Origin of the sequence: Nocardioides ganghwensis, from assembly GCF_014779655.1 — a bacterium.
GTDB lineage: Bacteria > Actinomycetota > Actinomycetes > Propionibacteriales > Nocardioidaceae > Nocardioides > Nocardioides ganghwensis.
The window spans coordinates 21,804-43,969 of record NZ_JACXYX010000003.1; the positions used below are offsets into that span (position 1 = coordinate 21,804).

General features: G+C 72.3%; 22 protein-coding genes. 8 read left to right on the plus strand and 14 right to left on the minus strand.

Annotated features, from left to right (window positions below):
• Window positions 1-83 precede the first annotated feature (83 nt).
• From IEZ24_RS04160 to IEZ24_RS04190, 7 genes are all read right to left on the minus strand, one after another.
• Window positions 84-1,583 (minus strand): tripartite tricarboxylate transporter permease, encoded by a 1,500-nt coding sequence (locus IEZ24_RS04160; protein ID WP_129453201.1) that lies wholly within the window; start codon window positions 1,581-1,583, stop codon window positions 84-86.
• Between the two features lies 1 nt (window position 1,584).
• Window positions 1,585-2,094 (minus strand): tripartite tricarboxylate transporter TctB family protein, encoded by a 510-nt coding sequence (locus IEZ24_RS04165; protein ID WP_129453200.1) that lies wholly within the window; start codon window positions 2,092-2,094, stop codon window positions 1,585-1,587.
• Window positions 2,091-3,083 carry a tripartite tricarboxylate transporter substrate-binding protein gene (locus IEZ24_RS04170; RefSeq protein WP_129453199.1) on the minus strand — a complete coding sequence of 331 codons (993 nt, stop codon included), beginning with the start codon at window positions 3,081-3,083 and terminating at the stop codon, window positions 2,091-2,093. The genes IEZ24_RS04165 and IEZ24_RS04170 overlap by 4 nt, the downstream gene beginning before the upstream one ends.
• 133 nt (window positions 3,084-3,216) lie before the next feature.
• Complete coding sequence (locus IEZ24_RS04175) at window positions 3,217-5,460, minus strand: heavy metal translocating P-type ATPase (protein ID WP_129453198.1); 2,244 nt, start codon at window positions 5,458-5,460, stop codon at window positions 3,217-3,219.
• Window positions 5,450-6,439 carry a hypothetical protein gene (locus IEZ24_RS04180; RefSeq protein WP_129453197.1) on the minus strand — a complete coding sequence of 330 codons (990 nt, stop codon included), beginning with the start codon at window positions 6,437-6,439 and terminating at the stop codon, window positions 5,450-5,452. Before IEZ24_RS04180 ends, IEZ24_RS04175 begins: the two co-directional genes overlap by 11 nt.
• A 90-nt stretch (window positions 6,440-6,529) precedes the next feature.
• Entirely contained in the window at window positions 6,530-6,733 is a 204-nt protein-coding gene (locus tag IEZ24_RS04185; protein ID WP_129453196.1) for a heavy-metal-associated domain-containing protein, read from the minus strand.
• 27 nt (window positions 6,734-6,760) lie between these two features.
• The gene (locus IEZ24_RS04190) at window positions 6,761-7,075 is read right to left on the minus strand and encodes a metal-sensitive transcriptional regulator (RefSeq protein ID WP_129453195.1); all 315 of its coding nucleotides are present in this window, start codon (window positions 7,073-7,075) and stop codon (window positions 6,761-6,763) included.
• A gap of 196 nt (window positions 7,076-7,271) precedes the next feature.
• On the opposite strand from IEZ24_RS04190, the gene IEZ24_RS04195 reads away from it, so the two are divergent.
• Window positions 7,272-7,889 carry a response regulator transcription factor gene (locus IEZ24_RS04195; protein ID WP_224744860.1) on the plus strand — a complete coding sequence of 206 codons (618 nt, stop codon included), beginning with the start codon at window positions 7,272-7,274 and terminating at the stop codon, window positions 7,887-7,889.
• Here the strand turns inward: IEZ24_RS04195 and IEZ24_RS21960 are convergent.
• On the minus strand, window positions 7,799-8,662 hold the full coding sequence (locus IEZ24_RS21960; RefSeq protein ID WP_207206670.1) for a glycerophosphodiester phosphodiesterase: 864 nt from the start codon (window positions 8,660-8,662) through the stop codon (window positions 7,799-7,801). The two genes, IEZ24_RS04195 and IEZ24_RS21960, sit on opposite strands and share 91 nt — an antisense overlap.
• Window positions 8,663-8,796: 134 nt before the next feature.
• Entirely contained in the window at window positions 8,797-9,183 is a 387-nt protein-coding gene (locus IEZ24_RS04205) for a tetratricopeptide repeat protein (RefSeq protein WP_129453193.1), read from the minus strand.
• 185 nt (window positions 9,184-9,368) lie between these two features.
• On the opposite strand from IEZ24_RS04205, the gene IEZ24_RS04210 reads away from it, so the two are divergent.
• From IEZ24_RS04210 to IEZ24_RS04230, 5 genes are all read left to right on the plus strand, one after another.
• Window positions 9,369-10,529 (plus strand): LLM class flavin-dependent oxidoreductase, encoded by a 1,161-nt coding sequence (locus IEZ24_RS04210; protein WP_129453192.1) that lies wholly within the window; start codon window positions 9,369-9,371, stop codon window positions 10,527-10,529.
• 76 nt (window positions 10,530-10,605) lie between these two features.
• Window positions 10,606-11,268: an FMN reductase gene (locus IEZ24_RS04215; RefSeq protein WP_129453191.1), complete on the plus strand. Its 663-nt coding sequence runs from the start codon at window positions 10,606-10,608 to the stop codon at window positions 11,266-11,268.
• Window positions 11,269-11,365: 97 nt separating this feature from the next.
• Window positions 11,366-13,435, plus strand: coding sequence for a catalase (locus tag IEZ24_RS04220; RefSeq protein ID WP_129453190.1), 2,070 nt, complete (start codon window positions 11,366-11,368; stop codon window positions 13,433-13,435).
• Window positions 13,436-13,514: 79 nt separating this feature from the next.
• Window positions 13,515-13,943 (plus strand): VOC family protein, encoded by a 429-nt coding sequence (locus IEZ24_RS04225; protein ID WP_129453189.1) that lies wholly within the window; start codon window positions 13,515-13,517, stop codon window positions 13,941-13,943.
• A 168-nt stretch (window positions 13,944-14,111) separates the two neighbouring features.
• Window positions 14,112-14,456, plus strand: a complete 345-nt coding sequence (locus IEZ24_RS04230; protein WP_129453188.1) for a PRC-barrel domain-containing protein — start codon at window positions 14,112-14,114, stop codon at window positions 14,454-14,456.
• A 70-nt stretch (window positions 14,457-14,526) separates the two neighbouring features.
• On the opposite strand, the gene IEZ24_RS04235 is transcribed toward IEZ24_RS04230, so the two are convergent.
• From IEZ24_RS04235 to IEZ24_RS04255, 5 genes are all read right to left on the minus strand, one after another.
• On the minus strand, window positions 14,527-15,204 hold the full coding sequence (locus tag IEZ24_RS04235) for a maleylpyruvate isomerase family mycothiol-dependent enzyme (protein WP_129453187.1): 678 nt from the start codon (window positions 15,202-15,204) through the stop codon (window positions 14,527-14,529).
• A complete protein-coding gene (locus IEZ24_RS04240; protein WP_129453186.1) occupies window positions 15,204-15,842 on the minus strand; it encodes a hypothetical protein in 639 nt (212 codons plus the stop codon). The genes IEZ24_RS04235 and IEZ24_RS04240 overlap by 1 nt, the downstream gene beginning before the upstream one ends.
• 125 nt (window positions 15,843-15,967) lie before the next feature.
• On the minus strand, window positions 15,968-17,476 hold the full coding sequence (locus tag IEZ24_RS04245) for an SDR family NAD(P)-dependent oxidoreductase (protein ID WP_242498348.1): 1,509 nt from the start codon (window positions 17,474-17,476) through the stop codon (window positions 15,968-15,970).
• 22 nt (window positions 17,477-17,498) lie between these two features.
• Window positions 17,499-19,796, minus strand: a complete 2,298-nt coding sequence (locus tag IEZ24_RS04250) for a DUF6351 family protein (RefSeq protein ID WP_129453185.1) — start codon at window positions 19,794-19,796, stop codon at window positions 17,499-17,501.
• 62 nt (window positions 19,797-19,858) lie between these two features.
• Window positions 19,859-20,506, minus strand: a complete 648-nt coding sequence (locus IEZ24_RS04255) for a response regulator transcription factor (RefSeq protein WP_129453184.1) — start codon at window positions 20,504-20,506, stop codon at window positions 19,859-19,861.
• A gap of 37 nt (window positions 20,507-20,543) precedes the next feature.
• On the opposite strand from IEZ24_RS04255, the gene IEZ24_RS04260 reads away from it, so the two are divergent.
• Together IEZ24_RS04260 and IEZ24_RS04265 are read left to right on the plus strand one after the other, a co-directional pair.
• Window positions 20,544-21,458, plus strand: coding sequence for an ABC transporter ATP-binding protein (locus IEZ24_RS04260; RefSeq protein WP_224744850.1), 915 nt, complete (start codon window positions 20,544-20,546; stop codon window positions 21,456-21,458).
• Window positions 21,459-21,522: 64 nt separating this feature from the next.
• Window positions 21,523-22,161: an ATP-binding cassette domain-containing protein gene (locus IEZ24_RS04265; RefSeq protein ID WP_129453182.1), complete on the plus strand. Its 639-nt coding sequence runs from the start codon at window positions 21,523-21,525 to the stop codon at window positions 22,159-22,161.
• The last annotated feature ends 5 nt before the right edge of the window (window positions 22,162-22,166 follow it).

The following is a 22,166-nucleotide window of genomic DNA, read 5'->3' on the forward strand; positions in this document are numbered from 1 at the left end:
GCGGCGTACGGCGACACGCACGAGGGCGGTGCGCCAGCCACCTTCCCGACGTAGGGGATGTGGCTGACGCACCGCCCCGCGGCTCAGTCGTCCTCGCCCTGGAAGACGACCTCGCGCTTCTTGCGTACGGACGGCAGCACCGCGACCACGATGATGATCGCCGCCAGCAGCAGCAGCGACGCCGAGATCGGCCGGGTCACGAAGACCGACGGGTCGCCCCGGCTGATGATCATCGCGCGGCGCAGGTTCTCCTCGAGCAGCGGCCCGAGCACGAAGCCGAGCAGCAGCGGCGCGGCCTCGCAGCCCCACCGGATGAGGAAGTAGCCCAGCAGACCGGCCCCGGCGATCGCGAACACGTCCCACGCGTTGAGCCCGATCGAGTAGCAGCCGATCGACGCGAACGCGATGATCGCCGGGAACAGCACGTTGTAGGGGACGGTCAGCATCCGCACCCAGATGCCGATGAGCGGGAGGTTGAGCAGCACCAGCAGCAGGTTGCCGACCCACATCGAGGCGATCAGGCCCCAGACCAGCTCGGGCTCCTGCTCGATCACCTGCGGTCCGGGCACGATGCCCTGGATGATGAAGGCGCCGACGAGCAGCGCCATCACCGGGTGGGTCGGCAGGCCGAGCGAGAGCAGCGGGATGAACGACGTCTGCGCGGCCGCGTTGTTGGCCGACTCGGGCGCCGCGACGCCCTCGATGACACCGGTGCCGAACTTCTTCGGCTCCTTCGACAGCCGCTTCTCCAGCGAGTACGACGTGAAGCTCGCCAGGACGTGCCCGCCGCCCGGCAGCACGCCGAGCGCGGAGCCCAGCACGGTCCCGCGCAGCACCGGCATGCGGATGCGGCGGAAGTCGTCCCGGGTGAGCCACAGGCCCTGCACCTTGCGGGTCACCAGCTCGGAGGACTGCTTCGACTCGAGGTTGCGGAGGATCTCCGCGAGGCCGAACAGGCCGACCGCGAGCGAGACGAAGTCCAGGCCGCCGTAGAGCTCGCGCACGCCGAAGGTGAAGCGCGGGACGCCGGTGAACTGGTCCTGTCCGATCGTGCCGAGCAGCAGGCCCAGCACGATCATCGCCAACGCCTTCACCGTCGACCCGCTGGCCAGCGCGATGGAGGCGATCAGGCCGAGCACGACGATCGAGAAGAAGTCAGCCGGACCGAACTTGAGCGCCAGCTGTGCCAGGGGCGGCGCGAACATGGCGAGGACGACGGTGGCGACCGTGCCGGCGAAGAACGAGCCGAGGGCGGCCGTCGCGAGCGCGGGACCGGCCCGCCCCTGTTTGGCCATCTGGTGTCCGTCGAGCGCCGTCACCACCGAGGAGGACTCCCCGGGCAGGTTGAGCAGGATCGCTGTCGTGGACCCGCCGTACTGCGCGCCGTAGTAGATGCCGGCGAGCATGATGAGCGAGGCGACCGGGTCGAACTCGAAGGTGATCGGCAGCAGCAGGGCCACCGTCGCCGTCGGGCCGATGCCCGGCAGCACGCCGACCGCGGTGCCGAGGGTGACGCCGAGGAGGCAGATCAGGATGTTGCTGGGCTGGAGGGCGGTCTCCAGGCCGAGGAGGATGCCGTCCACGTCAGCCTCCCAGCCAGTCGCCGAACAGCGGCAGCTTGAGCTGGAGCAGCGCGACGAAGACGACGAGGCACAGGGCGGTGATGCCCGCCGCGGTCAACGCCGCGCGCAGAGGCTTGACCTCGGGCGCGGCGAGGGCCGCCAGGAACGTCGTGACCAGCAGGGTGGGCCCCAGGCCCAGGCCCCCGACCGTGAAGCCGAAGAAGAGGATCGCCGCCACGAGGAGACCGGCCCGGCGCCAGGGCACCGGCGGACGTACGACGTCGCGGATCGCGGGATCTCCTCCCCGGAACGCCATCACGACGACCAGCAGGCCGAGCACGGTGAGGGTGCCGCCGAGCGCGATCGGGACGTAGCCCGACCCCATCCGCAGGGCGGAGCCGACGTCGTACTGCGCGCCCCCGATCGCGAACGCCAGCCCGAGGACGATGAAGGCGGCGCCCGCGAACAGGTCCGGCCGGAAGGGGGCCGGACGCGTCCCCGCGTCCGGCCCCTCGCCCGTGTGCGTGCTCATCCGCCGGTGACCCCGGACTCTTCGATGATCGGCGTCCACAGGTCGATCTGCTCCTCGAGCTTCGCCGTGTGGGCCTCGGGGGTCACGTCCTCGGCCGGGACGGGCGTGGTGCCGAGCGTGCCCATCTGGTCGATGACGTTCTGGTCCTCCAGCGCCACCTCGAGGGCCGCGGTGAGCTTCTCGACGATCTCGTCGGGGGTGTCGGCCGGGACGTAGAGCCCGTGCCAGACGCCGACCTCGACGTCCGGGAGGCCCGCCTCGGCGGTCGTCGGGAGGTCGGGCAGCGCCTCGACCGGCTCCGGCGTGGTGACGGCGTAGCCCTTGATCTCGCCGGCCTGGATCTGCGAGGCGGTGTTGGTGGTCTGGTCGCACATGAAGTCCACCTGGCCGCCGACCAGGTCGGTCAGCGCCGGGCCGGTGCCGTCGTAGGGCACCTCCGTCAGGTCGACGCCCACCGCCTGCTCGATGAGCAGGCCGCACAGCTGCGACGCGGCACCGACACCGGCGTTGGCGAGGGTCACCGTGTCGGCGTTCTCCTTGACGTAGGTGACGAGCTCCTCGAGCGTCTCGGGCTCGAAGTCGGGGCGCGCCACGATCGTCATCGGCACGTCGGTGACGAGGCCGACGGTCTTGAAGTCCTCGAGGGGGCTGTAGGCCAGGTCGGGGTAGAGCGCCGGCGCGGTCGACATGCCGATGTGGTGGATGAGCACCTCGTAGCCGTCGGCGTCCGCGTCGGCGACCTGGCCGCCCGCGATGGTGCCGCCGGCACCCTCCACGTTCTGCACGACGATGTCCGCGCCGAGCTCCTCGGCCATCGGCTCGGCGATCAGGCGGGCCACGGTGTCGGTCGGTCCGCCCGCGGAGAACGGCACCACCAGGGTGATCTCGTCCTCCGGGTAGGAGGCCGGGTCGGCGTCGCCGCCACCACAGGCGGCGAGCGAGAGCATCGTCAGACAGGCGAGTGAGGCGAGGGGGATGTGCCGGCGCATGGCGGGCTCCTTCTTCGGGGGTGTGTTGGTCGTCACACTCCCCTGCGCGCGAACGCGGGGTCACCATTGTGGAACTTGTGTTCACCGGCCGGGTCCACCCTTGCGGGTGGTGCGTGAGGCGGGGTCCGGGCGCTCAGGCGACGGACGAGCGGAACCCCCGCAGCCGCAGGCTGTTGGTCACCACGAACACGCTCGAGAAGGCCATCGCCGCACCGGCGAGCATCGGGTTGAGCAGGCCCGCGGCGGCGAGCGGGAGGGCCGCGACGTTGTAGGCGAAGGCCCAGAACAGGTTGCCCTTGATGGTCGCGAGCGTGCGCCGCGAGAGCCGGATCGCGTCGACCGCGACGAGCAGGTCGCCGCGCACGAGGGTCAGGTCGCTCGCCTCGATCGCCACGTCGGTGCCGGTGCCCATCGCCAGGCCGAGGTCGGCCTGGGCGAGCGCGGCCGCGTCGTTGACGCCGTCGCCGACCATCGCGACGACCTTGCCCGCAGCCTGCAGGCGCTGCACCTCGGCGACCTTGTCGGCGGGCAGCACGTCGGCCACCACCGTCTCGATGCCGACCTGGGCGGCGACGTGCTGGGCCGCGGCCTCGTTGTCACCGGTGAGCAGGACCGGCGTCAGGCCGAGGTCGCGCAGCCGGGCGATCGCCTCGGCCGAGGTGGGCTTCACGGTGTCGCCGACCACGATGACCCCGCGTGCGCGCCCGTCCCAGCCGACGGCGACGGCCGTACGCCCCGCCGCCTGCGCCTGCTCGACCGCGTCGGCGAGCGCCGGGGGGAGGTGCTGCGCCCAGTCGGCCAGCAGGCTCGGCCGGCCCACGACGACGGCGTGGCCCTCGACCACGCCCTGCACGCCGAGGCCCTCACGGTTGGTGAACTCCTCGACCCGCGGCAGCGGCTGCTCGGTCGACGGGTGGGCCGCGGCGATGGCGCGGCCGATCGGGTGCTCGGACGCCGACTCGAGCGCGGCGGCGAGGCGGCGTACGTCGTCGACGGACTCGCCCTCGGCGGCCACGACCTCGTGGACGGTCATCTCGCCGGTGGTCACGGTCCCGGTCTTGTCGAGCACGATCGTGTCGACGCGACGCGTGGACTCGAGGACCTCGGGGCCCTTGATGAGGATGCCGAGCTGGGCGCCGCGGCCGGTGCCGACCATGAGCGCGGTCGGCGTGGCCAGGCCCAGGGCGCACGGGCACGCGATGATCAGGACCGCGACGGCGGCGGTGAAGGCGGCGGTCGCACCGCCACCGGCGCCGAGCCAGAAGCCGAGGGTGGCGACGGCCAGCGCGATGACGATCGGCACGAAGACCCCGGAGATCCGGTCGGCGAGGCGCTGCACCTCCGCCTTGCCGTTCTGCGCGTCCTCGACGAGCCGCGCCATCTGGGCGAGCTGGGTGTCGGCGCCGATGCGGGTGGCGCGTACGACGAGCCGGCCGCCGGCGTTGACGGTCGCGCCGACGACGGGGTCGCCGGGGCGTACCTCGACCGGGACGGACTCGCCGGTCAGCATGGACGCGTCGACCGCGGAGGTGCCCTCGACGACCTCGCCGTCGGTGGCGACCTTCTCCCCGGGGCGTACGACGAACAGGTCGCCGACGGCGAGCTGGTCGGTGGGGATCCGCACCTCCACTCCGTCGCGGATCACCGCGACGTCCCGGGCGCCGAGCTCGAGGAGGGCGCGCAGCGCGGCCCCGGCCCGGCGCTTGGAGCGATGCTCGAGCCAGCGTCCGGCGAGGATGAAGGTGGTGACCCCGGCGGCGGCCTCGAGGTAGATGTTGGCGGCGCCGTCGGTGCGGTCGACCGAGATCTGGAAGGGGTGGGTCATCCCGGGCTCGCCGGCGGTGCCGAGGAACAGCGCCCACAGGGACCAGCCGAGCGCGGCCAGCACGCCCATCGACACGAGCGTGTCCATCGTCGTCGCGCCGTGGCGCAGGTTGGTCCACGCCGCCCGGTGGAAGGGCCACGCGCCCCACACCACGACGGGCGCGGCCAGGGTGAGCGACGCCCACTGCCAGTAGGTGAACTGCCACGCCGGCACCATCGCCATCGCGACCACCGGCACGCTCAGCGCGGTGCTCACGAGCAGCCGCTGGAGCAGCGGGTCGCGCTCCGGCGCCTCGTCCTCCACGGGGGCGTCGGGCGGCGTCGGCAGCGCGGCCGCGTAGCCCGCGGACTCGACGGTCCGCAGCAGGTCGTCGGTCGACACCGTGCCGGGGAAGGAGACCTTCGCCTTCTCGGTGGCGTAGTTGACCGAGGCGGTGACGCCGTCGAGCTTGTTGAGCTTGCGCTCGATGCGGTTGGCGCACGACGCGCAGGTCATGCCGGTGATGGCGAGCTCGATGTCGGTGAGCTGACCGGTGGCGTGGTCAGTGGCCATGGCCGTCTCCCTCCTCGGAGTGGTCGTCGCCGGACGCGTCGTTGTCGGACTGGGCGCCGCTCGACGGGGTGCCGCCCGACTCGACGGTGAACGCAGCCGTACGGACGGTGCCGCGGTGCTGGAAGTCGAGGAAAAGGCGGTACGTCGCGGGCTCGGGGAACGCGGTCGCGAAGTCGATGCCCGGTCCGGGCTCGCCCTCCTCCGGGTGCACGTGGAGGTAGCCCAGGTCGCCGGCGCGGAGCGCGACCAGGTGGCCGAAGGCACCGAGGTAGGGCTCGAGGTCGGTCACCGGCTCGCCGTCGAGCTCGACGCGGGTGGTCAGCACGGTGCCGGCGCCGGGGGCGGTGTCGCCCTCGAGGGTGACGGTGTACGTGCCCTCGTCGGTCTCCAGCTCCGCGGTGCGGTCGTCGTCGGGCAGGTCGGTCGGCGTGAAGCGACCGGACACGGCGACGTCGTCGGCCAGGGTGACGGCCTCCCAGCCCTCGGGGACGAGGTCGGCGATCACCCGCCACGTGCCGGGAGTGAGGCGTACGTCCACCGACCACGTGCCGGTCGCGCGGTCGAGGCGCGGGTGCACGTGCTGGAAGCCGGTGAGGTCGCGGCGCACGACGATGAGGTGCAGGTCCTTCTCGTGCTCGCGGGTGTAGTCGAGCAGCGGGCGGCCGCTGGAGGTGAGCACCCGGAACTCCAGGCGGGTCCGCCCGGCGGGGAGCGTCCGGTCGGCCAGGGCGAGGGTGAAGCCGTCGGCCCGGGCGGTCAGGCCGGTGGCCTCGGCGACCGCCCCGTCGTCGTGCCCGCCGTCGTCGTGCCCGTCGTCACCGGAAGCCGCGCCGTCGGCAGCAGCGTCGTGCCCGTCGTCGGCGTGCGCCGCGACGGGGTCGGTGTCGATCGGGCCGACGAGCCGTCCACCGCCCCACGCCGCCGCGAAGGCGGCGACGAGGGCGGCGATGAACGCGGCCACGCGAATGGGGGTGGTCAACTCGACTCCCGGTGGCTGATGGGGTGAAGGTTCAAGCGCTCGACTCGGCGCCCTGTCGGCTCGCTGGCGCTCGCGGACAGGTCACCGCTCTCAGGCGAGCGCGTAGCCGGCCTCCTCGACGGCGGCGCGGACGGCCGACTCGTCGAGGGGCGAGGCGCTGGTGACGGTGACGGCTCCGGTCTCGACGACGACGTCGACGTTCTCGACACCCTCGATCTCGGAGATCTCCTCGGTGACCGAGGCGGCGCAGTGGCCGCAGGTCATGCCGGTGACGGTGTAGGTCTGGCTGGTCATGGTGGCTCCTCTGTCGGGGTGGGTGGGTCAGGACCTCACGAGGCGGGCGATCGCCTCGGAGGCCTCCTTGAGCTTGAGCTCCTGCTCCTCCCCGCCCTGCCGGGCGGCGTCCACGAGGCAGTGCGCCATGTGGTCGTCGAGCAGGGACAGGGCGAGCGACTGCAGCGCCTTGGTGACTGCGGACACCTGGGTGAGGATGTCGATGCAGTACTTCTCCTCCTCGACCATCCGCTGGATGCCGCGGACCTGGCCCTCGATGCGACGCAGTCGCTTGAGGTGGGCCTGCACGGCCTCGGTGTTGTCCTCGAGGTGCCCATGGTGCTCGGTGGTGGCGTCGCTCATGCGGTGACCATACCCCTAGGGGGTATTCATTTCAAGGGCGAGGCTCACCCGTGAGGGTGGAATCGGTCGTGCTGGCACCACCACGGAGGCTCTCAGCGGCCCTCTCGGTCTACTGTCGCGCGTGACGGTCGGGGGGTCGTCGAGGGGCGATGTCCGCTCCTCCGGTGACGACCCTGAGGACCCCCAGTTGACCAGCATGGACATCCGCGTCGCGCTTCTCGGCGGCGACGAGCTCGTGAGGCGTGGCCTCGACGGCATGCTCAGGACGCTCGGCGGCTTCGAGCTCGGCAGCGTGAAGGACCGGGCCCGTCGTCCGATCGACATCGCCCTCGTCGAGACCTTCGGGGCCCCGCGGGGCGACACGACCCTGGAGCGCGCGGTGGCCGACCCGTTCATCGGGCACGTCGCGATCTACACGTGGAACCACCAGCCCGGGCTGGTCCCCGAGCCGCTCGCCCAGGGCGTCACCGGCTACCTCTCGAAGAGCCTCGGCGCCCAGCAGCTCGGCCGCGCCCTGCGCGCCATCCACCTCGGCGAGACGGTCGTGGCTCCGCTCCTGCCGGTCCTGCCGACCAAGGAGCTGCGGTCCACGACCCAGGCCGACCTGCTCACCGCGCGCGAGCGGGAGACCCTCGCCCACATCGCCACCGGCAAGAGCAACGACGAGATCGCGCAGCAGATGCAGATCTCGCTCAACTCCGTGAAGTCCTACATCCGCAGCGCCTACCGCAAGACCGGCGTACGCAGCCGCAGCCAGGCGGTCCTCTGGGCCGTCTCGCACGGGCTCGCAGCGGAGGTGCTCGAGCGGGTCTGAGGGCTCGCCCACTGCCCGCGGCCGATCAGCACCTCGCGCAGCACGTCGGGGCGGTCGGTGATGATGCCGTCGACGCCCATGTCGAGGAGCGAGCGCATGGTCGCCGGGTCGTCGACCGTCCACACCACCACCCGGATGCCGAGCTCGTGCGCCCGCGCGATCACGCGCTCGGAGTGGACGGGCAGCCGGCCCAGGCGGATCGGCACGTGCGCGAAGGCGCCCGCCGCGGCCTCGGTCCGGCGCAGGCCGGGAGGTCGTACGCCGCCGCGCGAGCACGCGACGAGCGTCGTCAGCGAGCGCCAGCCGAGGGCCGTCGTGACGCCGGGTGCCTCGTCCCGGAGCCGCCGCAGCCACCCGCTCCACGCGCCGGCGACGAGCGTCCGCTCGGCCCAGCCCGGGTTCGCCCGCAGCAGCCGGGCCATCGCGCCGATCGTCGCCTCGTCCTTGAGGTCGATCGCGAAGCGCGCGGTCGGGAAGCTCGCCATCGCCTCGCTGAGCGTGGGGACCTGGTCGGTGCCGCCCACCCGCAGCCGGCGCAGGTCGGCGAGGTCGAGGTCGGCGACCCGTCCGGGGTGCCCGGTGACCCGGCCGAGGGTGGCGTCGTGGAAGCACACCAGGTGCCCGTCGCGGGTGGTGCGGACGTCGGTCTCGAGGTGGGTGAGGCCCAGGGCGGTGGCCCGGCCGAAGGCCGCGAGGGTGTTCTCCGGGGCGAGCCCCATGCCGCCGCGGTGGGCGATGGCGAGGGGGCCGGTGTGGTCGCCGTAGCTGGTCACGACCTCAGCATGTGGGCGCACGGCCACCGGTGTCGCGCCGAGGGGGCTCGGTGGAGCGAGTGTTCACCGAGGCTTCGCACCCGCGCCCGGAGGGCGTCGGCAGACGTCCCCCGGGCGCGGCGGTGCGCGGTGGCTCAGCTGCGGTAGCCGCCCAGCAGCTCGGCCAGGCGCAGGTGCGGCTGCGCCTCGTCCTTGCGCCCCTTGCGCTGCAGGGCACGGCCCAGCAGCAGGTGGGCGTACGGCTCGTTGGGGTCGTGCTCGAGGAGCTCGGTCGCGACCCGGATGGTGCCGTCGAGCTGGGCGGAGTGGAACAGCGCGCGCGCGAGCAGGAGGCGTACGTCGGTGAGCTCGTGCCCGACGTCGCCCGGGTCGTCGAGCAGCTCGGTGAGCAGGACGGCGGCCTCGCGGTAGGAGCGCTCCTCGAACAGCGTCTGCGCCCGCAGCCAGCGGTCGTGGGTGGTGTCCTCGAGCAGTCCCGCGTGTCCGCGCAGCAGGTCCTCGAACGGGGTGAAGTCGGTCATCGTCGCTCCTCTCGGACTGTTCCTGTCCTGTCCGTCTGGTCCGAGCGTGCGCCCGGACGAGGGCCCAACGCCGTACGTCGCCCGGCGATTCCGCTGAATACTGGGAGGAATACTGGGAGCCCCAGCCCCGTTGAAGGTCGTACAAACTTCAACCACAGTGGGTTGATCGAGGGCAGGAGGGAATCATGCAGTTCGGCATCTTCAGCGTCGGTGACGTCACGACGGACCCGACCACCGGGCGCACCGCGTCCGAGGCCGAGCGCATCGACCTGATGACGAAGGTCGCGCTCAAGGCCGAGGAGGTCGGCCTCGACGTCTTCGCCACGGGCGAGCACCACAACCCGCCGTTCGTCGTGTCGTCGCCGACGACGCACCTCGGCTACATCGCTGCCAAGACCGAGCGGCTCCTGCTCTCCACGAGCACCACCCTCATCACCACCAACGACCCCGTGAAGATCGCGGAGGACTACGCCTTCCTCCAGCACCTCTCCGGCGGCCGCGTCGACCTGATGATGGGCCGCGGCAACACCGGGCCGGTCTACCCCTGGTTCGGCAAGGACATCCGCGACGGCATCAAGCTCGCGGTCGAGAACTACCACCTGCTGCGCAAGCTCTGGCGCGAGCCGGTCGTCAACTGGCAGGGCCAGTTCCGTACGCCGCTGCAGGGCTACACCTCCACGCCGGCGCCGCTCGACGGCACGCCGCCCTTCGTGTGGCACGGCTCGATCCGCAGCACCGAGATCGCCGAGCAGGCGGCCTACTACGGTGACGGCTTCTTCCACAACCACATCTTCTGGAACAAGGAGCACACCGAGCAGATGGTCGGCCTCTACCGACGCCGCTTCGAGTTCTACGGCCACGGCGCCGCCGACCAGGCCTTCGTCGGCCTCGGCGGTCAGGTGTTCATGGCGTCCACCGAGGCGGAGGCCAAGCGCGTCTACCGGCCCTACTTCGACAACGCCCCGGTCTACGGCCACGGCCCGTCGCTGGAGGACTACACCGAGATGACGCCGCTGACCGTCGGCACCCCCGAGCAGGTCATCGAGCGCACCCTGGGCTTCGCCGACTACGTCGGTGACTACCAGCGCCAGCTGTTCCTGGCCGACCACGCCGGCCTGCCGGAGTCGCTCGTGCTGGAGCAGGTGGAGATGCTCGGCACCGAGGTCGTGCCCGTGCTGCGCATGGAGTTCGAGCGCCGTCGCCCGGCCCACGTGCCGAGCGACCCGCCCACCCACGCCTCGCTCGTGGCCGCCGGCCCCGACGCGCCGCACCACCTCGTGGAGCCGGCCCGGGCCCGCGTCGAGGAGCTCCAGGCCGAGCAGGCCGCCGCGGGAGCCACCGCATGAGCGAGCGGAGCGAGCGAATCATCCAACGCAGTGCCACTCGTGCCTCATGCGCGCACGGAGCGAAGCGAGTACGCGCATGAGCCGACGCATCGTCGTGGTGACGGCGGGGCTGACCGTCCCGTCGTCCACCCGGCTCCTGGCCGACCAGGTCGCCGAGGCCACGTCCGCCCAGGTCACCGCCCGGGGCGAGGCCGTCGACATCGAGTTCGTCGAGCTGCGCGAGGTCGCCGGCGAGCTGGCGACCTTCATGGTCACCGGCGGCATCCCGACGCCGCGGCTGACCGAGCTGCGCGAGCAGGTCGCCGGGGCCGACGGGCTGATCGCGGTCACGCCGGTCTTCAACGGCAGCTACAGCGGGCTGTTCAAGATGTTCTTCGACGCCCTCGACAAGGACTCGCTGACCGGTACGCCGGTGCTCATCGCAGCGGCCGCCGGCAGCGCCCGGCACTCGCTGGTGCTCGACCACGCGATGCGCCCGCTCTTCGCCTACCTCCGCGCGGTCGTCGTGCCCACCGGGATCTTCGCCGCCACCGAGGACTTCGGCAGCCACGGGCTCTCCGACCGCATCACCCGCGCCGCGGCCGAGCTCGCCGCGCTGGTGATCGGCCAGGGCGGCTACGCCGTCGGCGGGTTCACGCCCGACCTCGCCGCCCGCCCGCGGCGTACGTCCGGCACGCACGTCGAGACCGACGTGACGCCCTTCGGCGACCTGCTGCGCGGCCACGCCGGCTCGGACTGAGCGGCGGGGGTCGGGGGTCCCTCGGGGTGAGCCGTCCCGCGCAGCCTCGCGCCTAGCGTCGAGAGGGATCAGTCGACCCCTTCGAAAAGGACGAGCCATGGCGCGCAGGACGACCACCTCCCAGGACCGGACGGGCGAGGGCGGCGAGCTCCACCAGGCGCCGACGCGCGGCCAGGTGATGACCACCGCCCAGGGCACACCGATGGGCGACGACCAGAACTCGCTGCGCGCCGGCGACAGGGGTCCCACCCTGCTCGAGGACTTCGCGATGCGGGAGAAGATCTTCCACTTCGACCACGAGCGCATCCCCGAGCGCGTCGTGCACGCCCGCGGCTACGGCGCCCACGGCTACCTCGAGTGCCTCGATCCCGTCACCGACCTGACCCGCGCCGCGCCCTTCCAGCGCAAGGGCAAGCGCACGGAGGCGTTCGTCCGCTTCTCGACCGTCGCGGGCAACCTCGGGTCGTTCGACCTGGCGCGCGACGTACGCGGCTTCGCGGTCAAGCTCTACACCGACGAGGGCAACTGGGACATCGTCGGCAACAACATCCCGGTCTTCTTCATCCAGGACGCGATGAAGTTCCCCGACCTCGTGCACGCGGTCAAGGAGGAGCAGGACCGCGGCTGGCCGCAGGCGCAGAGCGCCCACGACACGTTCTGGGACTTCATCTCGCTGATGCCGGAGTCGACCCACATGACGCTGTGGCAGATGTCCGACCGCGCGATCCCGCGCTCGTTCCGCTTCATGGAGGGATTCGGCGTCCACACCTTCCGCTTCGTCAACGCCGACGGTGACGCGACGTTCGTGAAGTTCCACTGGAAGCCGCGCCAGGGCCTGCAGTCGGTGGTGTGGAACGAGGCGGTCAAGATCAACGGCGCCGACCCTGACTTCCACCGCCGCGACCTGTACGCCGCCATCGAGGCCGGCGACTTCCCGCAGTGGGACCTCGGCGTGCAGGTCTTCGACGAGGCCTTCGCCGAGGAGTTCGAGTTCGACGTCCTCGACGCGACCAAGATCATCCCCGAGGAGCAGGTGCCGGTGCGCGTGATCGCCCGGCTGACGCTGGACCGGGTGGCGACCAACGTCTTCGCCGAGACCGAGCAGGTGGCCTTCTGCACGCAGAACGTCGTGCCCGGCGTCGACTTCAGCGACGACCCGCTGCTCCAGGGACGCAACTTCTCCTACCTCGACACCCAGCTCAAGCGGCTCGGCAGCCCCAACTTCACCCAGATCCCGATCAACGCGCCGCGGTGTCCCGTCGCGCACTTCCAGCGCGACGGGCACATGCAGATGTCGCCGCAGGAGGGGCGGGCCAACTACGAGCCCAACTCGCTCGGCGCCGCAGAGCGCGGGCCGCGCGCCGACGTGGAGCACGGCTACACGAGCGTGCCGCGCGAGGAGGGTGGCCAGGTCCGACGGGTGCGGTCGGAGACGTTCGCGGACCACTACAGCCAGGCCCGCCAGTTCTGGATCAGCCAGACCGAGGTCGAGCAGCGGCACATCGTCGCGGCGTACGGCTTCGAGCTCGGCAAGTGCGAGGAGCCCGCGATCCGCACGCGCATGCTCGGCAACCTCCGCAACGTCCACGAGGACCTCGCGCAGGGAGTCGCCGACGAGCTCGGCATGCCGCTGCCCGAGGCCAACCCGGCGGCGATCGAGCCGCGTACGGACCTCCCGGAGTCGGCGGCCCTGAGCATCCTGCGCAACGGCCCCGACTCCTTCGCCGGGCGCAAGCTCGGGGTGCTGGTGACCGCCGGCTCGGACGGCGCGCTGGTGAAGGCGCTCGAGGAGGCGTTCACCCGGGCCGGTGCCCTCGTCGAGTACGTCGCGCCCGCCGCCGGCCCGATCAAGCTCAAGGGAGGGCGCAAGCTCACCCCGGACCACGCGGTCGTCGGCGCGCCGTCGGTGCTCTTCGACGCGGTGGCGGTCGTGCCGTCCGCAGACGGGGCCGAGGCGCTCGCCGGGCGCAAGACGGCCTGCGACTTCGTCGACGACGCCTTCGCGCACCAGAAGTTCCTCGGCTGGTCGGCCGACGCCGAGGCGCTGCTCGACGCCGCGGGGGTCACGCCCGACGACGGCTGCCCCGAGCTGACGGCGGACTCGGTCGCCGGGTTCCTCGAGCAGTGCGCGGCGCTGCGGCACTGGGAGCGGCCGGTCCGCGACTGATCGGGGTGGTGGCGGCCCCTTCCCGGGGCCGTCACCGCTGGTTAGGTTGGACGGACCGCCCGACGACAGGGAGTCCGCCATGTCCGTCCTGCTCAACCCCTACCTCAACTTCCCGGACGTCAAGGCCCGTGAGGCCATGGAGTTCTACCGGTCCGTCCTCGGCGGGGACCTCAGCATCATGACGTTCGGCGACATGGGGACCGAGGGCCCGCTGGCGTCGCAGGTGATGCACGGCCAGCTCACGACGCCCGGGGGCATCACGCTGATGGGCGCCGACGCGCCCCCGGAGATGGTGCAGGTGACCTTCGGCGACAACGTGTCGATCAGCCTGTCCGGCGGGCCGGAGGACGGCGACGAGCTGCGGGCGTGGTTCGCCGCGCTGTCCGACGGAGGACAGGTGCGGCAGCCGCTCGAGCCCGCCCCGTGGGGCGACGAGTTCGGCATGTTCGTCGACCGTTTCGGCATCGGCTGGCTGGTCAACATCGCGGGCAGCTCCGCTCCCTCCTGACCCGTCGCACTCTCCTGTCACAGCCCTTGGGGGGCCGCCCCTCCCTCCGGACGTACCCCTGGGGCGGTAACCCGGTGTGACACCGCCCCTCGGGTGTGTGCACCGTCACCGGGCGGTGGTTACGTCGGTGGTTCGGCACGACCGAAACCCAACCCCCGGGAGGGAATCATGAGTGACACAGTGTGGAGCTACCGCGACACCACGTGGAGCCAGGACAGCGACCTCGTCGGCTACGACGTCGAGGCGACCGACGGGTCGCTCGGCAAGATCGACGAGGCGAGCAACGACGCGGCCGGCCAGTGGCTGGTCGTGGACACCGGCTTCTGGATCTTCGGCAAGAAGCGCCTGATCCCCGCGGGCGCCGTCACGGGTGTCGACCACGACGGCAAGAACGTCATCGTCAACATGACCAAGGACCAGATCAAGTCCGCGCCGGACTACGACAAGGACGACTGGAACGACGACTCCCGCGGTCGCCACACCGACTACTACACCCCGTACTCGTCCCGCTGACCCAGCGGCACGAGCCTGTTCCCCGCCGCCCCGGCCGACACGCTCGGCCGGGGCGGCGGCGCGTCCGCGGTCAGGGGGCCAGCGCGCCGGACAGGAGCCCGGCGACCTGCGGGTCGAGGGACGAGGTGTCCGCGCGGTGCCAGAGCAGCCGCAGGAGGACCTCCGCGCCGTCGCGGACCTCGTGCTCCCTGCCCGACCCGATCGTGACGTCCGCGGGGACGTCGCTCGCCACGAGCCGTACGGCTGCCGGCAGCGGGTCGACCCGCCCGAGCCGCACCTGCCGCGGGTAGAGCACGTGCGCCACCTCCAGGACGCCGTCCCAGGCGAGTGCGGGGTCGTACGGCGTGGGACGGCCGACGGCTTCCTCTGCGTCCCACGTGTGCATCGCGACCTCGTGCACCTGCCGGCGTCGCCAGAACCCGGCGGTGCGGTCGGCCGCGTCGAGCGTCCAGGCCGGCGCCTCCGGAGGGGTCGCGGACAGCACGTCGACCAGGTGCCCGGCCTGCTGGGCGTACCAGGCGGCGAGGTCGGTCTGCTCGGGCGACGGTGGCACGGGCTCGAGGTCCGGGCTGCGGGCCGTCACGGCGTGCGCTGCCCACTGGTGCACGCCGCCGAGGTGCACGACCAGGTCGCGTACGGACCATCCCGGGCAGTGGGTCACCGGGGCGTCGGGGTCAGCGGTCGCGACCGCCGCGGCGAACCTGCCGGTGTGCACGCGCAGCAGTGCGAGCCAGTCAGCACGGTCCATCACGACTCCCAGGCCGGGCCCTCGCCGCCCACGCGCTCGACGAGCCGGCGCCCGACGTGGCCGGCGTTGGCGAGGTGCACGTCCTCGGGGACCGCGGGGAGGTTCTCCTCCCAGTCGAGCAGGCACGAGCCGCGCAGCTGCAGCATCCGGGCGGGACGGCCGAAGAAGAACGGGTGGGCGTGCGCGCCGCCGTCGCCGTAGCGTCCGACGTGGCAGCGTCCGACACTCGGCAGCTCCTCGATCGCGGCGGCGATCCGGACCGTCAGCACGCCGAGCTCGGCGGCCATCTCGTCCGGCAGGTCGGCGAGGTCGTAGTGCTGGACGGGCCGGAGGATGAAGGACACGGGCAGCTTCATGTCGAGCGTGGCCAGCAGCCAGCGCTCGTTGCGCCAGGCGAGCCGGGCGGCGCGCTCGGGCGGCATCGGCTGGCGGCAGAAGCAGTCCTCCGGGTCCTCGCCGTTGCGCGCCGGCTCGGCATCGGCGAGCGGCTCGAGCGGCTTGACCCGCAGTCCCTCGAGCTCGAACGGGAAGATGTCCCAGCCGGGCATCGCCTCGATCGCGACCGGCAGCCGGCCCTCCTCGTCGGTGGCCGCGGCGACGCGGGCGTGGAACTCCTCGGCGGTCTCGAGACGGGTCATGGCGCCGAGTCAATCAGGCGTGGGCCGGAGGCGCGCGGACACAGCTCGCTAGAGGCAGCTCTGCTGAGCGTGGGCCGGGCGAGCCGACGGCACTTCTGTCCGCGCGCCTACGAGGCGGTCGCGGGTCACCAGGGGGATGGCTGGTAGTCCTTGACGAAGCAGCCGAACAGGTCGGTCCCGGACTCGCCGAGCACGATCGGGTCGTAGACGCGCGCGGCACCGTCGACGAGGTCGAGCGGTGCGTGCCAGCCCTCGGCGGCGATCCGCAGCTTCTCGTGGTGCGGCCGCTCGTCGGTGATCCAGCCGGTGTCGACGGCCGTCATCAGGATGCCGTCGGTCTCGAACATCTCGCCCGACGACGTGCGGGTCATCATGTTGAGCGCGGCCTTGGCCATGTTGGTGTGCGGGTGGCCGGGGCCCTTGTAGCGCCGGGAGAACTGGCCCTCCATGGCGGAGACGTTGACGACGTACGCCCGGCCCGAGGTCGCCGCCCGGGCCGCCGCCGCGAGCGCCGGGCGCAGTCGCGAGACCAGCAGGAACGGTGCGATCGAGTTGCACAGCTGCACCTCGAGCAGCTCGAGCGGGTCGACCTCGCCGACGGTCTGGGTCCAGGAGTTGTTGGTCTGCACGTCGGGCAGCAGGCCGCCGGCGTCGACGGCGGTGCCGGCGAGGTGCGCGTCGAGGGAGGCGTGCCCGGCCTTGAGGGCCAGCGCGGTGAGGGTCGCGGCGTTGTGCACGGCCATCGCGTGCTCGACCGACTCGCCCTCGTGGTGGGCCACGGCGGTGTCACGCAGGGCGCCGGCGATCGCGGCCGGGTGGGCCTCGGAGATCCGGTCGAAGGTCACCAGCTCCGGCACCGAGTCGTCCGGGAGCGGCAGCGACTCCGCCTCGACGAGGGGGGCGTACGCGCCGGGCGTGCGGCGGACGGTCTGGCAGGCGTTGTTGATGAGGATGTCGAGCGGACCGGCCGCGGCGACGTCGTCGGCGAGCGAGACGACCTGGGTGGGGTCGCGCAGGTCGATGCCGACGACCTTGAGCCGGTGCAGCCACTCGTCGCTGTCGGGCATCGCGCTGAAGCGGCGCACCGCGTCCTTGGGGAACCGGGTGGTGATGGTCGTGTGGGCGCCGTCGCGCAGCAGCCGCAGCGCGATGTACATCCCGATCTTGGCGCGGCCGCCGGTGAGCAGCGCCCGCTTGCCGGTGAGGTCGGTGCGCTGGTCGCGCTTGGCGTGGCTCATCGCCGCGCACGCCGGGCAGAGCCAGTGGTAGAACGCGTCGACCAGCGTGAAGTCCTGCTTGCAGATGTAGCAGCCGCGCGCGGTGATCAGCTCGCCCGCGAAGGCGCCCGCGGCGTTGGAGACCAGCGGGATGCCGGCGGTCTCGTCGTCGATGCGCATGGGCGAGCCGGTGGCGGTGCGCGCGATGATGTCGAGGTCGTGCTGCTGGCGCTCCATGCGGATCTCGGCGCGACGCTGCTTCTTGATCAGCTTGTACATGTAGGACGCGGCGCGCTTCATCGTGCGTACGTCGTCGTGGTCGGGGTGCAGCGTCGAGACCTCGCGCAGCACCTCGAGCGCGATCGCGAGCTTCTCGGGATCGATGCCGGGCGAGCCCGGACCCTGCTGGTGGTTCACCGGAGCAGGGTACGGCCGCGACTCACTCCCGCCACAAAGGCCGGAACGACCGGCCGAACCACCCGAGGCCCGAGTCCCTCGGCGTGCGGGGCAGCTCCGCCCCGCCGTACGTCGCGCGCCGTGCCGTGCCGTACTCCAGCCAGGTCCGCGCCGGACCCTGGCCGATGCCCGGCCGCGCCCAGTCGCACACGCCGTCGGCGAACACGGCCTGCAGGCGGCTCCACTGGGCGTCCGTGAACGGCACCGGCAGCCCGCCGGGCAGCCGGTAGGACGAGCGGTCCAGCGGCTGGAGCCGGCAGGCGAGGACGTCGTTGGCCGCGGGGCCGCCCGCCTCCTGGCGCGGCGTGGAGAGGTTTGTGGTCGCGAGGTCCGCGCGGCACACCACGCCCGGCACGCCGTCGGCGAGGCAGCGGTCCTGCAGCGACGCGGGCCTGCCCTCGACGACCTTCTGGGCCAGCGGCACCTTCCGGTCGTCCTCCTCGACGCGGGCCAGCCACCGGTCCATCGCGATGAACGCCTCGGTGGGCCACCGCACGTCGCCGAGCAGCGGGGTCGGCCCGAACCACTCGACGCGGTTGTCGGTGTGGCCCTGCGAGCGCTGGAGCCGCAGGTGGCTCCACACGGCGTGCGCGTAGTCGTGGGCGATGCCCGGGTCGGGCCCGGCGTGGTTGATCATCGCGACGCCGCTGGTGTTGCTGAACTCGTTGAGCAGTCCGGTGCGGTAGGCGTTGGCGATCGACGCCGGGTCACCGGCCGTGCGCGCGGCGATCGGGTCGGCGTTGACGTCGAGCCCGCCGATCTTCTCGTTGAGGTCGACGAACTGCTCGGGCGTGATCCGGCCGGCCTCCAGCGCCTCGAGCCCGTACTGGACGCCGGCGTTGCCGAACGGCAGGCCGGCGAAGCCGCGACCCGCCGCCTGCTCCTGCGCGCTCCAGACCGACTGCGGGCGCGGGCCGAGCTGGTTGCGCATCAGCGTGAGGATGTCGCAGCGCACCCCGCCCGGGTTGGTCTCGGAGTCGAAGCGGGTGCGGGGGTCGCCGGCGACCGGTTCGGGGATCCCCGGGCACGGGTGCTCGGGGTTGATCGCGCTCTTGAAGAGCCCCTCGTCGGCGGTGACCGCGTTGACCGGCGTGAGGTGGCCCTCGACGTCGGCGACCTGCGTGGGGGACCACACGACGCCGGGGCCCCACTCCTGCGGGTTCTCGAAGTAGCCCCGCATGAGGTGGTAGTCGGCGAACTGCGAGCCGGGGCTCATCACGTCCGGGTAGGAGCAGGTCGTCACCAGCCCCTGGTAGATGCCGGGGTACGCGTTGGCGACCGTCTGCTGCGCGACCGACCCGCCGCTGCAGCCGGTGCCGATCGTGTAGCGGATCGTGCCGTACTGCTCCACGAGTCGCTCCTTGGCCATCATCAGCGACTCGGCGTTGTGGGCGACGTTGCAGTTGTGGCCGGTGTTGGCCAGCGCGGTCGACATGACCGCGAAGCCGCGGCGCAGCGCCTCGACGTACGAGTTCTCCAGCAGCGGCACCGGGATCGCGTCGAGGGTGCCCGACGCGTCGTCGAGCGGCGGCTCGGCCGGGGCGTAGCTCGCCCCGCAGCCGCCGCCGTGGGTGATGAGCACCTTGCGGTTCCACTGCCTCTGCGGCTTCCAGGCCGTCCACCGCTTGCCGGGGGTGAAGAGCGTGAGGATCGTGTAGCGGTCACGGTCCTGGTAGCCGTCCTCGCGCCGCACGACGAACGGCACGGTCCTGCCCTGGTCGGTGGTCGCGGTGTCGACGTCGCTCGCCGGGGCGGCCGGGTCGTACGGCTCGAGCGCCGCGCGCCCGACCGGCTTGTAGAGGAAGGAGTACGTCGCCGGCTCGTTGCACAGCGCGTCGCGGGCGGTGTCCTGGCAGTCGTACGCCGCGGCGACCGGGCCGCTGAGCACGGGACCGCCGTTGCGGTGGTTGGTGATGACGACCTTGTCGGGTCGCGCCTCGCCGGCCCGGGCCCGCAGCACGTTGCGGCCGTTGTCCAGGCCCTTCAACAGCACGGTCGAGCGGTGTCGGAACTTCCGCGACACGTCGCGGCCGTCGAGGGTGACCCGGAGCCGGCCGGCCCTCCGCGGCGCGGTGATGCGCACGAGCACGTCGCCGCCGGAGACGAGGTCGGCGCGGTTGGAGAGGACCTGGATGCGCACCTTGCCGCCGCGGTCGGCCTGGGGCGCCGCGGTCCCGGGCGTCGGCCCGACTGCGAGCAGCGCGGCCAGCAGGCCGAGGGCGAGCGCGGCGACGGACGCGCGGACGGGTCCGCGGGGAGTGGGGCGGGACGGGTGCGGCACGGCGTACCTCCTGAGGGGCTCGGGAGGTCAACGACGCGGGGGCGAGGCTGGTTACTGGGCGGTCACTCGCGGGCGGGCGAGCCGTTGATCCGGACCCGGTCGGCACGCATGCCGTGCTCGACGCCCCACAGCACGGCCTTGGACCGCGAGTCGACGCCGATCTTGCGGTAGGCCGAGCGGATGTAGGACTTGATCGAGTTGAGCGACAGCAGGGTGCGCTCGGCGATCTCCTGGTTGCTCAGGCCCATGGTGATCAGCGACAGCACCTCGGCCTCGCGGGCGGTGAGGCCCTCCTCGCGGCCGGGCCAGTCGCCGCCGACGAGTGCGGAGCGCCCGCGTGAGGGCGAGACCACCAGCTGGCCGGCGGCGATCGCGCACAGCGCGTCGACGAGGCGGGCGGCCGGGAGGCTCTTGGAGAGGTAGCCGCGCACGCCCTGGCTGAGGGTGTCGCGGGTCAGCCACGGCTGGAAGTTCCACGTGTAGACCGCGACCGTGCGGACCTGGGCGTTCTGGACGAGGTGCTGCACCGCGGGGCCGTTGCCCTGGCCCATCCCGAAGGTGTCGTAGAGGGCGACGTCGACCGGCTGGCCGACCGGCTTGCCGGCCACCAGCTCGACGACCTCGACCCGGTGGCCGTAGCTGCGCATCATCGCGTCGAGGCCGCGGACGACGACCTCGTCGTCGTTGACGAGCGCGACTCGAATCACCATGCGTTCAACGTACTGCGGTTTATGTATGTTGAACCCCTTGTTCGAGAGAGTTGGGGGCATCGTGCGGGAGAGCGCGACCGCGGTCGAGGAGACCCGCACCGGGGGGCTTGGCATCCGCTGCGAGGGGGTCGTGCACCTCTACAAGACCTTCGGCGGGCACGACGTCGTCGCGCTGCGCGGCGTCGACCTGACCATCCGGCCGGGGGAGCGCGTCGCCTTCCTGGGCCCCAGCGGCTCCGGCAAGTCGACCCTGCTGGCCCTCCTCGGCGGCATCCAGAAGCCCAGTGCCGGCAAGATCTACCTCGGCGAGGAGGAGGTCTCCCGGATGGGCGAGCGCTACCTCGCCCGGATCCGCTCCCGCCAGGTCTCCACGATGCTCCAGGGCGCCACCCGCAACCTGCTGCCCTACGCCACCGCCCGCCAGAACATCGCCTTCGCGCGGCTGTCGCTCTCCACCGGGGCGCGCGAGCAGGGCATCCCCGACGTCGAGCTGCTCGACCGGGTGGGGCTGCTCGACCAGGCCGACCAGGTCGTCTCCACCATGTCCGGCGGCCAGCGCCAGCGACTGGCCCTCGCGTGCGCGGTGTCGACCTCGCCGCGGCTGCTCCTCGCCGACGAGCCGACCAGCCAGCTCAGCCACGCCGACCGCGACCACGTGCTGCACCTGATCCACTCCCTCGGCGACGACTTCGGCACCACGATCGTCGTGGTCACCCACCAGCCGGAGGTCGCCGCGACCTTCCCGCGCACGGTGACGATGAAGGGCGGTCGCGTCGGCGCCGAGGGCCACGGCGGGTCCGAGTACGCCGTGGTGGGCGAGGACGGCGTGCTGCACCTGCCGGGCCACATCGCCGCGGAGTGGCCGCCGGGCACGCTCGTCCGGTTCGAGGACGACGAGCAGGGCCGCATCATCGTGACCCGCGCGAGCAGCGAAGGAAGCAGCACTCCATGAACCCACCCCACGACGGTCTCCTCCTCCGCTGCGCTCCCCCGAACAACGCCGCAGGGACCCCGGCATGACCGAGCTCAGGCTCGACTCGATCACCTACGTCAACGGCCGCACGCTGCTCGACGACGTGAGCGTCACCTTCCCGGCCGGCAAGGTCACCGCGCTGTCGGGACCCAGCGGGTCGGGCAAGACCACCCTGCTCTCCATCGCGGGAGGCCTGCTCCAGGCGACCTCCGGCACCGCGGAGCTCGACGGGCGGGAGATGTGGACCGGCAGCGGCGACCCGCTGCCCGAGGTCGCGTTCGTCCTCCAGGTCTACGGCCTCGTCCCCATCCTCTCGGCCCGGGAGAACGTCTCCATCGCGCTGCGCGCCCGCGGCGTCGCCCCCGCCGACGCCGACGAGGCCGCCGAGGCCGCGCTGGCCCGGTTCGGCATCGCCGACCTCGGCGAGCGCCAGGTCGAGGAGCTCTCCGGCGGCCAGATGCAGCGCGTCGCCTGCGCCCGAGGGTTCGTGGTCGGTGCCGAGGTCCTGCTCGCCGACGAGCCGACCTCCGAGCTCGACGAGGGCAACCGCGGCGTGGTCCTCGCCGAGCTGCGCGAGGAGGCGGCTCGCGGAGCCGTCGTCGTCGTCGCCACCCACGACCCCGCCGTCGTCGAGGCGTGCGACCTCCACATCGCGCTCGACGAGGGGCGGGTCGTCCGTTGAGCCGT

Coding starts and splice junctions, on each gene's coding strand:
- IEZ24_RS04165 (WP_129453200.1), bottom strand. CDS start 2,094: ATGAGCACGCACACGGGCGAGGGGCCGGACGCGGGGACGCGTCCGGCC.
- IEZ24_RS04170 (WP_129453199.1), bottom strand. CDS start 3,083: ATGCGCCGGCACATCCCCCTCGCCTCACTCGCCTGTCTGACGATGCTC.
- IEZ24_RS04175 (WP_129453198.1), bottom strand. CDS start 5,460: ATGGCCACTGACCACGCCACCGGTCAGCTCACCGACATCGAGCTCGCC.
- IEZ24_RS04185 (WP_129453196.1), bottom strand. CDS start 6,733: ATGACCAGCCAGACCTACACCGTCACCGGCATGACCTGCGGCCACTGC.
- IEZ24_RS04190 (WP_129453195.1), bottom strand. CDS start 7,075: ATGAGCGACGCCACCACCGAGCACCATGGGCACCTCGAGGACAACACC.
- IEZ24_RS04195 (WP_224744860.1), top strand. CDS start 7,272: ATGGACATCCGCGTCGCGCTTCTCGGCGGCGACGAGCTCGTGAGGCGT.
- IEZ24_RS04205 (WP_129453193.1), bottom strand. CDS start 9,183: ATGACCGACTTCACCCCGTTCGAGGACCTGCTGCGCGGACACGCGGGA.
- IEZ24_RS04210 (WP_129453192.1), top strand. CDS start 9,369: ATGCAGTTCGGCATCTTCAGCGTCGGTGACGTCACGACGGACCCGACC.
- IEZ24_RS04215 (WP_129453191.1), top strand. CDS start 10,606: ATGAGCCGACGCATCGTCGTGGTGACGGCGGGGCTGACCGTCCCGTCG.
- IEZ24_RS04220 (WP_129453190.1), top strand. CDS start 11,366: ATGGCGCGCAGGACGACCACCTCCCAGGACCGGACGGGCGAGGGCGGC.
- IEZ24_RS04225 (WP_129453189.1), top strand. CDS start 13,515: ATGTCCGTCCTGCTCAACCCCTACCTCAACTTCCCGGACGTCAAGGCC.
- IEZ24_RS04230 (WP_129453188.1), top strand. CDS start 14,112: ATGAGTGACACAGTGTGGAGCTACCGCGACACCACGTGGAGCCAGGAC.
- IEZ24_RS04235 (WP_129453187.1), bottom strand. CDS start 15,204: ATGGACCGTGCTGACTGGCTCGCACTGCTGCGCGTGCACACCGGCAGG.
- IEZ24_RS04240 (WP_129453186.1), bottom strand. CDS start 15,842: ATGACCCGTCTCGAGACCGCCGAGGAGTTCCACGCCCGCGTCGCCGCG.
- IEZ24_RS04255 (WP_129453184.1), bottom strand. CDS start 20,506: ATGGTGATTCGAGTCGCGCTCGTCAACGACGACGAGGTCGTCGTCCGC.
- IEZ24_RS04265 (WP_129453182.1), top strand. CDS start 21,523: ATGACCGAGCTCAGGCTCGACTCGATCACCTACGTCAACGGCCGCACG.